This is a genomic window from Komagataeibacter nataicola (assembly GCF_003207795.1).
In the GTDB taxonomy this organism is placed as follows: domain Bacteria; phylum Pseudomonadota; class Alphaproteobacteria; order Acetobacterales; family Acetobacteraceae; genus Komagataeibacter; species Komagataeibacter nataicola.
On sequence record NZ_NIRT01000035.1, the window covers coordinates 16,337 to 29,546 of the forward strand.

Annotated in this window: 10 protein-coding genes and 1 pseudogene; 4 read left to right on the forward strand and 7 right to left on the reverse strand. The window is 60.6% G+C overall.

All coding sequences use genetic code 11. The annotated features are described in order from the left end of the window. The first annotated feature begins 117 nt into the window (after window positions 1–117). Window positions 118–804 carry a type 1 glutamine amidotransferase domain-containing protein gene (locus CDI09_RS14455; protein ID WP_078523926.1) on the forward strand — a complete coding sequence of 229 codons (687 nt, stop codon included), beginning with the start codon at window positions 118–120 and terminating at the stop codon, window positions 802–804. A gap of 1 nt (window position 805) precedes the next feature. On the opposite strand, the gene CDI09_RS14460 is transcribed toward CDI09_RS14455, so the two are convergent. Further along, window positions 806–1,315 carry a MerR family transcriptional regulator gene (locus CDI09_RS14460; RefSeq protein ID WP_078523925.1) on the reverse strand — a complete coding sequence of 170 codons (510 nt, stop codon included), beginning with the start codon at window positions 1,313–1,315 and terminating at the stop codon, window positions 806–808. A gap of 97 nt (window positions 1,316–1,412) precedes the next feature. Between CDI09_RS14460 and CDI09_RS14465 the strand changes: the two genes are divergently transcribed. After that, complete coding sequence (locus CDI09_RS14465) at window positions 1,413–2,249, forward strand: alpha/beta fold hydrolase (protein ID WP_078523923.1); 837 nt, start codon at window positions 1,413–1,415, stop codon at window positions 2,247–2,249. A 241-nt stretch (window positions 2,250–2,490) separates the two neighbouring features. On the opposite strand, the gene CDI09_RS14470 is transcribed toward CDI09_RS14465, so the two are convergent. From CDI09_RS14470 to CDI09_RS14485, 4 genes are all read right to left on the reverse strand, one after another. Further along, entirely contained in the window at window positions 2,491–3,531 is a 1,041-nt protein-coding gene (locus CDI09_RS14470; RefSeq protein ID WP_236944578.1) for an aldo/keto reductase, read from the reverse strand. 302 nt (window positions 3,532–3,833) lie between these two features. Further along, on the reverse strand, window positions 3,834–6,344 hold the full coding sequence (locus tag CDI09_RS14475; protein WP_078523920.1) for a TonB-dependent siderophore receptor: 2,511 nt from the start codon (window positions 6,342–6,344) through the stop codon (window positions 3,834–3,836). 148 nt (window positions 6,345–6,492) lie between these two features. Further along, window positions 6,493–7,485, reverse strand: a complete 993-nt coding sequence (locus tag CDI09_RS14480; protein ID WP_078523919.1) for a FecR family protein — start codon at window positions 7,483–7,485, stop codon at window positions 6,493–6,495. A 100-nt stretch (window positions 7,486–7,585) separates the two neighbouring features. Then, window positions 7,586–8,095 carry a sigma-70 family RNA polymerase sigma factor gene (locus CDI09_RS14485; protein ID WP_110571372.1) on the reverse strand — a complete coding sequence of 170 codons (510 nt, stop codon included), beginning with the start codon at window positions 8,093–8,095 and terminating at the stop codon, window positions 7,586–7,588. A gap of 236 nt (window positions 8,096–8,331) precedes the next feature. Here CDI09_RS14485 and CDI09_RS14490 point away from each other — a divergent pair, with 236 nt between their 5' ends. Both CDI09_RS14490 and CDI09_RS14495 read left to right on the forward strand, forming a co-directional pair. After that, window positions 8,332–9,558, forward strand: a complete 1,227-nt coding sequence (locus tag CDI09_RS14490; protein ID WP_167370155.1) for a PepSY-associated TM helix domain-containing protein — start codon at window positions 8,332–8,334, stop codon at window positions 9,556–9,558. A 241-nt stretch (window positions 9,559–9,799) separates the two neighbouring features. Then, the gene (locus tag CDI09_RS14495; protein WP_078523916.1) at window positions 9,800–11,086 is read left to right on the forward strand and encodes a DEAD/DEAH box helicase; all 1,287 of its coding nucleotides are present in this window, start codon (window positions 9,800–9,802) and stop codon (window positions 11,084–11,086) included. A gap of 111 nt (window positions 11,087–11,197) precedes the next feature. Here CDI09_RS14495 and CDI09_RS14500 read toward each other — a convergent pair whose 3' ends face one another. Both CDI09_RS14500 and CDI09_RS14505 read right to left on the reverse strand, forming a co-directional pair. Continuing rightward, a complete protein-coding gene (locus tag CDI09_RS14500; RefSeq protein WP_078523915.1) occupies window positions 11,198–12,796 on the reverse strand; it encodes a B12-binding domain-containing radical SAM protein in 1,599 nt (532 codons plus the stop codon). A gap of 326 nt (window positions 12,797–13,122) precedes the next feature. After that, a pseudogene (locus tag CDI09_RS14505) lies at window positions 13,123–13,210 on the reverse strand (IS5/IS1182 family transposase); the annotation flags it as partial.

The window sequence follows — 13,210 nt, forward strand, 5'->3', positions numbered from 1 at the left end:
TTGCCCTTACAACGCTAACGTTGAAGTCAGATTTAATGTCAAACGACAGATTGACCTTCAACCGGGCTTGAACGTTACAGAACGGTTGTCCGACCACCCTGTCGCAAGAGGCCAGCCATGAGCCGTCATATCCTTCACGTTGCCACCAACATCACGCATTTTGACAATCCAATGCATCCGACCGGATTATGGCTGTCAGAACTGACCCATGCCTGGGATGTGTTTGCCGCCAGAGGGTATGAACAGCACATTGTCAGCCCCAGGGGTGGCAGGGTTCCGCTTGACCCACGTGCGTTGAAATGGCCGATGCGCGACGCCTCCGCAAAAGCGTGGCTGGCCGATCCGGCAAAAATGGCCCTGCTCTCTTCAACCCCCTGCCCCGCAGACATCAATCCGCAGGATTATGATGCGATCTACTTTACCGGCGGTCATGGCGTGATGTGGGATTTTCCGGACAGTGAAGGCCTTCAGGCCATCACCCGCGCAGTGTGGGAAAAGGGCGGCATTGTTTCTACTGTCTGTCATGGATATTGCGGCCTGCTGAACACCCGGCTTGCCAATGGGTCTTTTCTGGTCTCCGGGCGCAAAATCACCGGATTTTCATGGACTGAGGAAAGGCTGGCGGGCGTATCGCGGGAGATACCCTACAACGCGGAAGCTGAAATGAAGGCACGGGGCGCGCTTTACGAAAAAGCCTTTCTGCCCTTCATGTCCCATGTCGTGGCGGATGGAAAACTGGTGACGGGCCAGAACCCTTCTTCCGCCAGAGCGACTGCAAGAAAAGTCGCGTCCCTTCTGGGGTAATTTAAGGCGAAAGAGCTTTTTTGCTGCGTCCCCTGCTCACGGACAGACGGCGATCCGTTCTGTCCAGAAGGCGTACATCGTCAGGAGTCACGTCCAGATTTTCGGGAGGCTCCGTAAGCACATTCGTCAGGACACGACGGGCATTGGCCGCACAGTCCATGTTGTCGGGGCGTGCCTGAATGTCCGCAATCAGATGAAGGAGGTGCGCTTTGCTCTGGGCCAGGCGTGCCTGCAGCGCCTCGATATCCGCAATCTTGCGTGTCAGTGCATTCATGAGGGCATCATGGTCCCAGCGCTGCAGATCAGAGGGCAGCAGGGTGCGGATTTCATCCAGCGTAAATCCGGCCCGCTGCGCCGTTGTGATAAGCCCCAAAATCAGCGCGGCCTGCGGTGGATAGGTTCGGTATCCGTTGGGGCGGCGATCAACCGTTTTCAGCAGTCCAATGCGCTCATAGAACCGGATCTTGGAAGTCGTAAGACCGGTTTGCCGGGCCAGTTCTCCAATCTTCATGATGTACCTCCCGTCATGAACGCAACTTGACCTTGAAGCTACCTTTAACGTTAGGCTCTGACCAGTATCCCGTTATTGATCGGCAAGGAGACGTATCATGTCATTCGTCACGACATCTGACGGCGTTGAGATTTTCTATAAGGACTGGGGACCGAAGGATGCCCGGCCGATCGTCTTCCATCATGGCTGGCCGCTCAGCGCCGATGACTGGGACACGCAGATGCTGTTTTTCCTGAGCAGGGGGTTTCGCGTCATTGCGCATGACCGCCGCGGGCACGGGCGTTCGGCGCAGGTGAGCGACGGCCATGACATGGACCATTACGCGGCGGACACATCGGCCGTTGTCGAACATCTTGATCTGAAAAACGCCATTCATGTCGGGCATTCGACAGGGGGCGGACAGGTTGCCCGCTATGTCGCAAAATATGGTCAGCCGCAGGGACGTGTCGCCAGGGCCGTGCTCATCAGTTCCGTGCCGCCTCTGATGGTCCAGACGGATCGCAGCCCTGAAGGCGCGCCGATCGAGGTGCTGGACGGCCTGCGTGCCGGGCTGGCGGCCAATCGCGCGCAGTTCTTTCTGGATGTGGCGAGCGGACCGTTCTACGGTTTCAACCGGCCGGGCGCAGAAGTTTGGGAAGGGACGATCCGCAACTGGTGGCGTCAGGGCATGATGGGCAGTGCGAAGGCCCATCATGAAGGGATCAGGGCCTTCTCCGAAACGGACCAGACGGAAGACCTGAAAGCCATCACCGTGCCGGTGCTTGTGCTGCAGGGCGATGATGATCAGGTCGTGCCTTATAAAAACGCGGCCATCCTTCAGGACAGGCTGCTTCAGAACAGCACATTGAAAATCTATGCCGGTTATCCGCATGGCATGCACACGACCCATGCTGACGTCATCAATGCCGATATTCTGGCGTTCATCACCGGATGAAGATCGCGCCCCGACGATAACACCCGCAGGTGGCGGGTTGATCTCCTCACCTGCCCTGTCGTGAACCCAGTCCTCGCAATGAGGCTGTGCCGGAATTCGCCCCTCAATATCGGTTTTATAAAAACGTCGCTGACGGACGTCATGTCTTGCAAGGAGAACGACAGCGGACAGGCTGCTTTTCAGACCGGATTACCGTTTTGCTGGAACAGAATAAGGCGTCCGGATCCCGTTACTGATTCCTTTACCCGGAAGCAGGAACGGGCGCAGCCTGGGCAATCAGCTTTTTGTGCCTGAGTTCATCCCAGAAGGCGGCGGGAATCGAGACTTCCATGGATTTTGCATTCGCCTGCATCTGGGCAGCATTGCGCGCCCCGGGAATGACCGCCGCGACAGTCGGGTGAGCGGCCGCAAACTGAAGTGCTGCGGTACGCAGGTCAGTCCCGTGCTGTCTGGCAATGGCTTCCATCGCCGCCCGTTTGCGCTCCATGCCGAGTGGAATGGTGCCCGCGTAATCGTAGCGATTGCGCCCGGCGGCATAGCCTGCGTTCAGCGGCGCGCCAATAACGGCTGAAATGCCACGCGGCGCGAGCGCGGGCAAGGTGTGGGTCAGTGCCTCGTCATGCCGCAGGATGGAATACTGCGTGGCCAGAAGGACAATATCCGGGTCTCCGATCTCGATGGTTCGCAGGACGGCCTGGGGCGTATTGACCCCAAGTCCCCACCCCCTGATGAGACCTTCCTCCCGCATCCGGGTCAGCGCCGGAATGGCGCCTTTGGCAGCCTGGTCGAAATAGGTCGTCCATCGCGAACCCATATCCCTGTTTTCAGGCGACAGGTCATGAATATAAACAATATCGAGCCGGGAAATTCCCAGTCTCTGCAGGCTGTCCTCGATCGAGCGCCGGATGCCATCCGCCGTGTAGTCATAACGGTAGGCGAAAGGAGACGGATCATGCCACATCGTGCCACCGGGCGGCTGGGGTGCTGCACTCAGCAACCGCCCCACCTTGGTGGAAAGAACGAATTCATCCCGCGGCCGTGTATGCAGGAAATGACCAAACCGCCGTTCACTCAGGCCCAGTCCGTACCAGGGGGATGTATCGAAATAGCGCACCCCTGAAGCCCATGCGGCTTCCAGCGTGGCTTCGGCATCTTCATCCGTCCCGGCGGCAAAGCCATTCCCGATCGGAACCCCGCCAAGCCCCATGCGCGTTGGAGGTCGAAACCGCTGGCCCGGCTGCGCCACGTTCAATGGCAGCGTATTGCGAACCACGTTTCCCATGGTGGGGGTAACGTCTCCGGCATGCTGTGCATCCTGAGCCTGTCCGCTTCGGGGGAGCAGAACCGCAGCGCTTCCCAGAGCAGAAAGGGCGAGAAGAGTGCGTCGGGTGAGTGTCATCACGTCCTCACATGAGTGGATGTGACTTCTAATGCCTGTAACCGGTCGGAGTTCTGAACGGTCCGGGCCAGGTTCCGAAAAATTACATCACCGTGTCATTTCTTTTCATCTCCTGGTCAGGCAATCATCAGATCGTATGAGCCGATCAGGTATTCCGGCGTCATGCCATGCTGTATTTGCGCAGGCTACCAGCTATAAGTCACCTTGCCGATTACGTTACGGTTTGCGCCGATATAGCAGCCGGTGTCGGCGCCCGCGCAACTGGGATAGTACCGCTGGTTGAGCAGGTTCTGCGCAGTGACCTGAAACAGCATGCCCTTCAGGCGGGGGGCAACGGCATCGAGTGAATACTGTGCCTGCGCATCCACCAGCACATAGCTGGGGGTGACATATTCCAGCGTGTTATCCACCAGCGTATTGCCGTTATATCGCACGCCCGCGCCAAAACCCAGCCCGCGCAGTGGACCATTATGCAGGTCATAATGCCCCCAGACCGAGAATGTCTGCTTGGGCACCGCAATCGGGCGTTCGCCAGTCAGGTCGCCACTGCCGCGCGTATAGGCCACGTCCTGATAGGTATAGGCCGCGATGATGTTCAGGTTGCGGGTCAGGTCCACATGGGCTTCGAGTTCGATCCCGCGCGAGCGGATGCCGCCGGTCTGGGTATAGAAATCGATATGGACGGGGTCGGTCACCAGCACGTTGCTCTGCTTGAGGTCATACAGCGCCAGCGTGAAAAAGCCGTTGAAGTTATGCGGCTGGTATTTCAGCCCCACTTCAAACTGCCGCCCGCGGGTGGGTTTGAATGGCGTGCCATTGAATGACAGGTTGTTCGCAGGCTGGAAGGATTCCGCATAATGGAAATAGGGTGACAGGCCGATGGGGAACGCATACAGGATGCCACCGCGCCACGTCGTGGCCTGATCCGCCTGGTTGAAGCTGCCGCCGCTATCCGTCTGGTCGCGGGTGTCGATGGTGGACCAGTCATGGCGCACGCCGCCCTGCACATGCAGCCTGCCCCAGGTCATCTGGTCCTCGCCGTATATGCCTTCCTGATTGGTGGTGATGCTCTGGGCCTCGTACAGGTCCAGCTTGCCAATGCCCTGCCCGTAGGTGGGGGCGAATACATCGAGCGAGGGGGCATCACCGTAATACAGGTTGGCGGAATCACGGATGTTCTGCCAGTTGCCGCCAATGATTACGCTGTGCCTGAGCGGCCCGGTGCGGAAATGGCCAAGGATCTGTTCTTCCACCGTGATCGTGTCGAAATGCTCCTCCGATCCGTAGGCCGCGCGCTCCAGCGTGCGGTTGTCATCATCAAGCATTCCGCCAGAGGACACCTGCTGGAAAAACGCCCCCACATTGGCGTAACGGGCAAATGACTTGAAGGTCCAGTTGGGCGCAATGCGGTAGCTCAGGTGGTAGTTGACCGCCGTCTGGGTGCGTTTGTAGGTCTCGAAATCGGGGTCACCGGGGTAGAAATGGTCTGACACCTTGCCATTCGGGTTGGGCAGGATGGTGCCCTCCAGGGGAGCGGTATCAAAATTGCCGCCACGCGGGTCACGCTGCCAGAAGGCGGACAGCGTCATGCTCAGCCGGTCATTGGGGGTCCATGTCAGCGATGGCAGGACACCGAAGCGCTCGTTGCGGGTATGTTCATCCTGCGTGCCCGATGTGGTGGCGGTTGCGGCTATGCGGTAAAGCCATTTGCCATCACGGTCGAGCCGCCCGCCAAAATCGGCGGTGCCGCGCACGTAACCATACGTACCCCCTTCAACCGAGATGGAGTGGACGGGGGTTGCCGTCGGCTGTTTTGTGGTCAGCACGATGGCCCCGCCGGGATTGGACTGCCCGTACAGAACCGAAGGCGGCCCCTTGAGGATGTCGATCCGGTCGAGCAGGTAGGGGTCGATCTGCTGGGTGGCGTAATAGGCGCCGTTGAACAGGCGCAGGTTGTCAACAAACTCATCCGCGCCCGCGGCACCCTGGAAGCCACGGATTTCCACCATGTCGAACCGCGTAGTGTAGCCTGAGGCCACATCCCCCGACACACCGGCATTATACCGCAGGGCCTCGGCTATGGTGCGGGCGTTCTGCTGGTCGAGCTGCGCGCGGGTCACGACGGATACGGATTCCGGGGTTTCGATCAGGGGCGTATCGGTTTTGGTGGCCGCACTTGAATTCTTGGGCACAAGCCCTGCCCGCCCCGATGTGGCGTAAACCGCGATCTGCTCTTCTTTCCACCCTTTTTTGCCGCCCACGGCCCCCTGCCCTTCCACCCGCACCGGATCGAGGGTGATGGAGGAAGGCGCGCGGATGAGCGAGACGGAATGCGCCCCGGTTGTGTGGTAGGTAATGCCCGTGCCCGCCAGCAGGCCGGCAAGCGCCTGCTCCGTTGTCATCTGCCCGGTTACCGCGCCTGAGCGTGCACCTGATATCGTGGTGCTATCGAACGCGATCTGCAGGCCGGTCTGCGCGCCGAGGGCTGCAAGGGCACGGGCCAGCGGCTGGGCGGGAATGCTGATGGGCTGTGCCGGTGATGGCGCGATGGCCATGTTGCCCGCAACCGGCGCTGCCGCGGCCTGATGGCCCGTGGCGGCCCACATGGCGAACAGTACTGCGGAGGTGCCCGCAAGCAGGGTGGATCGGGCAGGCCGGATGCGATTGCGGCGGCATGGTGGAAGAACACACGGCATGGTCAGATCTCACGGGCGGACGGTTGGCAAGAAATGCAAACGAATTGCATTCGCGTATATTCATGTCCGTTGAGATGATTTTTTTTTAACGGGGTGACGGAACTTTTTTTGTGTCCCGATGCAAAAAACTGTTGGCCTGTCAGGATCGTCAGGGGGTTTTGGGGTCGGCCAGCACCAGGGTGAAGCCCGCAGGGAGCGAGACAAGCCGGCCCCCATGCAGCGCGCACAGGGCCTCTAGCGCTTCTTTCGGGTGGTGCAGGTCATACACGCCGCCTACCGTGATGGTGTCGTGCTCAAGGCCGTGCGTTACGATGGTGCCGGGATAGTAGCGCGCCAGAACGTCAACCGCTTCGGACAGCCGGACATCGTTGAGCACCAGCTGCCCCGAACGCCATGCACCGACATCCTCCGGGTCGATCGTGCCGCGCCGTGCCTGCCCCGTCTGCTGATCGACAGTCCATTGCTGGCCTGCGGTCAGGCGCAGGGCCGGGTCGGACCGGCGGGCAATGCTCACGATCCCTTCGCGCACTGCAACACTCACATGGGGGCCTGCCATCTGCACATCAAAGGCAGTGCCGATATCGCGGGTCGTCACGTTTCCTGCCCTGACGGCAAAGCCGCGCTGTGCATCGTGCACGACATTGAAAAACGCCTCCCCGCCCAGCAGCGTAACCCTGCGTTCCTGACCCGCGTAATGCACGGCTATGGCGGAATGGCCCGCCAGGGTCACGGTCGTTCCGTCCGGCAGGCTGACCGTGCGGGTTTCGCCTGTTTTTGTGTAATAATCAGCCTGCAGGCGCAACATGAGGTCTGGTGTTGCGAAGGCCAGCAGGCTGGCTGCCAGCGCAAGCATGCAGCCAGCCGCAACCCGCAACGGGCGTGCCCGGGCAGTTATGCCGGCAACAGGTGGCCTGATGGTTGCAGGCCGGTCATGTGGTCGCATTGCGGGGGAGAGCTGGCCCGTGGCGGCCCAGGCGCGTTCCATCCGGCGCCATGCCCGTTCATGCCCGGGGTCCTGCGCACGCCAGGTGGCGCATTCCGCCTGTGCCGTTTCATCATGCGGTGCCGCATTCAGGCGGATTTTCCAGGCGGCGGCTTCCAGCATGGCACGCTCGGCGTCCTGTGTCGGCTGTGTGCTCATCCGTGTTCACTCCCCTTCGTTCCGCGCCGGTGGTGTTGAACGTGTTTCCAGCAACAGGGACGGAACAAGGGCCGGTTTTTCAACGGTAAGGGAAAAATCTTTACGGCTCCATGTCTGGCAGGGCCGCAGCACAGGCCACCAGCGCGATCTGGATCATCGTGTGCACGCGTGTGGTGGAAACGCCCAGAACGGTTGCGATCTCGTGCAATGTGTAACCGCCGATGCGGTACATCTCGAACGCGCGGCGGGTGCGTGGTGGCAGGCTGCCCAGGGCATGGGCCACGGTATGCAGTTCCTGCCGGTGCCCGCAATGGAGCTCGGGCGATATGGACCCCGCCCCTGTATCAGCCAGCAGGGTGTGATCGATCTCGGTCGGGATCTGCCTGCGCGCGGCACGGAGATGATCGAGCGCCAGATTGCGTATGATCGTGGTAAGGTAGGCAACAGGGTTGAAAACGATCCGCTGCCGCCGGACGGATGCGACCTGCACAAAAGCATCCTGCACAATATCTTCCGCCTGTGCCGTGCAGCCGACCATGGAGGCCGCGAGCGACACGAAGCGTGGCCTGTTGGCCAGGTAGGTTTCCAGAAGATGATCGGTCGAGGCCACGGCCTGAAGATTCCTTGACAGCTTGCGTCAGTGTCCGTACGGGATACGTGCCTTCCTTATATGAATATAAGAATCATTATCAATGCAAGAACTGCACTGTGATGTTTCGATACAATCCGGGGCTTTCCTGCACGCGGTGCCCCGGCAGGACGTTTGGCCAAGCGGGGACTAAATATGCAAGTGCGTCTTATTTTCTTCCATTGTCCCGCCCCGACCGGCGTGCCAGATCCTGCACAATGGCTGCCCTGACCCTGAGAACCGTTCGTCCGGCCCTTGTGCGCCTGCACCGCTATGCGGGGCTGGTGCTGGCGGGTGTCCTGTTCATTGCAGGCCTGACGGGCAGTATCAGCGTGTTCCGCACGGAACTTGATGCGGCCCTCAATCCGGACCTGTATGAGGCTCCGGCCCCCGCACGGCTCCTGCCGCTTTCAACCGTGCTTGCGCGCCTGCAGGCGCAGCACCCCGAGGCACGGGTGACCGCCCTGCTCTATCGCCCTCCGGCAGGCCATGCAATCGAGGCCTATTCTTCCGAACAGGTCGCAGGTGGCACGGGGCCGGTTGAAAATGAAATCTTTCTCGATCCTGCCACAGGGCGCATTCAGGGCATGCGACCGACAGAAGGATGCTGTTTTCACCGTCGCGCGCTGATGTCCTTTTTATACCGGGTTCATTATTCCCTCGATCTGGGCCAGACGGGTGTATGGATCATGGGAATCTCGGCCATCGTGTGGTCGATGGACTGTGTTGTCGGCCTTATCCTGACCTTTCCGTTGCACCAGCCTGCATGGCGACAGGCGTTCTGGCGGAGATGGGGCAAAACGTGGCGGATTTCCTTCCAGCGCTCGGCCATACGGCTCACGTTTGACCTGCATCGGGCTGTCTCGCTCTGGCTATGGGTGGTATTGCTCGGCATTGCCATAAGCGGGGTGGCGCTGGCGCTTGAAGATGAAGTCTTCAACCCCGTCGTGCGGACCATCCTGCCAACAGACCCATTGATGACCGACATGCAGGTGCCCCCCCATCCGGTTACGATTGACCAGGCCGAAAGTCTTGCCGCAGGCTTTGCGCGCGCTCATGGCCATGCCGAGAGACCTGCCGCCGTGCTGCTGGACCCTGATGGGGCAACGGCCCTGTTCTATCTTTTCAGCAATAACGGCACTGACCCTTCCGGGCTGGGCAGCCCCATGGTGACAATCGACCTCAAGACCGGCCAGGTGACGGATGGCGACATACCCGGCTACGGGGCGTTGGGAAATCTGGTGATGCAGTTGCAGCTACCCTGGCATAGCGGCAGGATAGCCGGGCTTGCCGGTCGTATCATCATCTGCGTGTCAGGGCTTGTCGTGTGCATGCTGGCGGTCACGGGGGTCATGATCTGGCACCGTAAACGACAGGCGCCACAGATTCGGCCGCCCTTGGCAAAAGCCCTGGCACATCCTGCGCCGCGCGGGCCAGCGATGTGAGCTTCTGCCGGAATGTTCCGGTCATCCCTCACGGGAATACAATAGCAATATGACATGCAAGCAGCATGTAAGGGGCATTTCAGTTCGTCTCTTCCGGCCTGTGGGCCGGGACAAAAACCGGCATCGGGCATGCCGGGCTGCGTTGACGTGGCACGGTGCCCCCCGTAATAGTCCGCCCTCCCGCACCAGCGAAGCCCGAACAGGCGTAGCCTTTACAAAGCGCCGGAGGCGCTGCTTGACCATGTCCATGACCTTTGCCGATCTTGCCCTGGCGCCAGAACTCCTGAGCGCACTGGCCGAGGAAGGTTACGCCCACCCCACCCCGATCCAGGCCGGGTCCATCCCGATGCTGCTGGAAGGCCGCGACCTGCTGGGCATGGCCCAGACCGGCACGGGCAAGACGGCCTCCTTTGCGCTGCCGCTGCTCCATCGCCTTGCCATGACCCCCCGCCCCGCGCCAAAGGGTGGCGCGCGCGTGCTGGTACTGGCCCCCACGCGCGAGCTGGTATCCCAGATCGCCGATGGGTTTACGGGCTTCGGGCGGCACTTCAAGCCCAGCATTACAACGATTTTCGGTGGCGTCAGCCCGTTTCACCAGATCAATGCGCTCAAGGAGGGGGTGGACATCATCGTGGCCACGCCAGGGCGGCTGCTGGACCTGATTACCCAGGGCGCGTGCGACCTGTCGCAGCTTGAGGCTCTGGTGCTGGATGAGGCGGACCAGATGCTCGACATGGGATTTGCCAAGCCCATCGAGCGTATTGTCGCAACCCTGCCCGCAGCCCGGCAGACCGTGCTGTTTTCAGCCACCATGCCAAAATCCATCACCACGCTGGCCGAGAGCCTGCTGCGTGATCCGGCCCGGGTCGAGATTACGCCGCCCTCCACCACCGTGGAGCGGATCGAGCAATCGGTCATGTTTGTCGATGCGGCTGACAAGAAGGCGGCACTGCTGGAACTGCTGCGCACACCCGGCATGGGCCAGGCCGTGGTCTTTACCCTGCAGAAGAACATCGCCAACGAGGTCTGTGCCTTCATTACCGAGGCGGGCATTACGGCCGAGGCCCTGCACGGCAACAAATCACAGGGGCAGCGTGAGCGTGCGCTCGAGGCCTTTCGCTGTGGTGCGGCACAGGTGCTGGTGGCTACCGACATCGCGGCGCGTGGCATCGATGTCGATACGGTGACGCATGTGTTCAACCATGACCTGCCCAGCCTGCCCGAAAGCTATGTCCACCGCATTGGCCGCACCGGGCGCGCGGGCCGCACGGGCTTCGCCATAACGCTTTGCGATGCCGAGCAGCGCGCCTGGCTGCATGACGTGGAGCGCGAAATCGGCCGCCCGCTGGACGTGCAGGCGGACCATCCCTGGCATTCGGAAGCCGCGCGCAACTCCACCATGCGCGCCCCCGTGCTTGGGGGCGGCCCGGTCAAGCAGGTCAAGCCGCAGAAAAAGCGCGAGCGCAAGGTCTGGACCGAGGAAGAGAAGAACGCGGCCCGGGAAGCAGCCAAAGCGGCCAAAGCCTGATCCGGCTACCTGAAAAGGCATTGGCGCGGCTGACGGTTTTGCCCGCAGTCGCGCCAGGAACCGGAAGGCAGTGGTGAAGCTTTTTTTCAGAAAGCTTTACGCCGATGCCGGTCAGGCCGGTACCAGTTCCGCGGTGACGGGCTCGAGAACCGGCGGCGCCTGCCAGCGGCCGGTGTCAACATTCTCGATCTCTCCGTCGATCTCGCTGACAACCTGCCGCGAAAACGGGCCGAGATGCAGGTATAGCGCGCTGGTCATGACCACATAGGGCAATGCCTTGGGGTTATGCAGGGCGCAATCGAGCATCATCCGCCAAAATGGCCCGACCGTGCCAGGCCCGGCGCGGTGAATGCGCATCACAAGCCGCATGAAACTGCGCAGGTCGCCCTTCACCATCCGGTGGCTGCGCTTGCGCCCGAGCATGCGGCCAAGTCGGCCCACGCGGCCAAAATAGGCTACCGGATCATAAATCGTGCTGAGCACGGTCCTGTAATCGCTCAGCACGTCGCGGCGTGGCCGTTTTGTCTCGAAATTGAGGCCTGCCGTGCACTGATCGCCCGATTGGGTCTGCTCGCTGCCCGAAAACAGCCGCCCTTCGGCCAGCAGGCGGCGCGTCAGCTGGGTGGTGGGCAGCGCGTAAAGCAGGCCGACCATGCAGACCGGGATCGAGGTATCTTCAATACACTCGATCATGCCGGGAGCGACGCTGCCCTTCTCGCTGTCAAACCCCACGATGAAGCCCGCATTCACGAAAATCCCGGCCTTATGGATTGTGTCGATGCTCTGTTGCAGGCTGCGCCGTGTATTCTGCTTTTTCTGCATCAGCACCAGGGAGTCCGTATCCGGGCTTTCGATGCCGACGAACACGGCGAAGAAATTCGTATCGGCCAGGCTGCGCAGCAGGTCGGCGTCATCAGCGAGGTTGATGGAGGCCTCGGTTGAAAATTCGAAAGGAAATTTCTTCCCTTCCTGCCAGCGCTTCAGGTCGGGCAGGAATTTCTTGAGCGCCTTTTTGTTGCCGATCAGGTTGTCATCAACAAAATCGACATGGCCACGATAGCCCAGCGCGTAAAGGGCATCGAGTTCGGCCATGACCTGTTCGTTGGTCTTGGTGCGTGGCACCCGGCCATACAGTTCGATAATATCGCAGAACTCGCAACTGAACGGACACCCGCGTGAAAACTGGATGCCCACATGCAGGTACTGGTCGAGCTTGAGCAGGTCAAAGCGCGGCAACGGGCTTTTTGTAACATCCGTCTTGCCCATTGGCGCTTCAAACACGCCCTGCCGGGCGCCGCTGCGCCAGGCTGCTACGAAATCATCCATGATTTCCTCGGCCTCGCCCAGAACCTGAAAATTGGCGGCGCTGTAAAGCGGCGGGCTGGAGGTTACATCAGGGCCGCCCACCACCACCGGCTTGCCGCGGGCATGGCACTGCGCAATGATGTGCAGCGCATCATTGCGCTGCGGCAGCATGCCGCCGGTCATGACCATATCGGCCCAGTCAAAATCGGCATCCGTCAGTTCTTCGGTATTGCGGTTGACGAGCCGTATTTCCCAGTTTTTGGGCAGCAGGGCCGCGACCGTGACCAGGCCAAGGGGGGCCGCCGGGTAGCGCGCGCCCGCGAGGTCGCAGGCTTCCTTGTAGTTCCAGAATGAATTGGCGTTGAAAAGCGGAAAGATCATCAAGACTTTGCAGGTATCGGTCATTATATTGAAATCCTCTGGCGTGCCTCCTTCGCATGATCAGAACACCCCTCCTGCTCAGGGGTGGGGCACAGACGGATGCATAGAGCCCGCTGTGATGAAATTGCGATAGTCCGGCACACGGTCGTCATGGTGATCTTCCATACAGGATGAAGGCCTAGCTTCTACACCCCTCGGCCCGCAATAGCGAGAAAAGAGGATTTGCAATGCCGGATATGCTTCTTATCAAAGTGTAACAACCCTGCACGAGGCCTGGAAAAACTTTTGCCCCGGCCCCGCATTATCATGCCGGTAGGGCTTGCCTGTGCCACTCAGCCTAGGCTCAGGACTCATAGCCAGAAGATGACGGTTGCAGCGAGGCAGATGGCTGAGAAGAAGACGTTCGGGCATCTGTCATAGCGTGTTGCGACCCGCCGC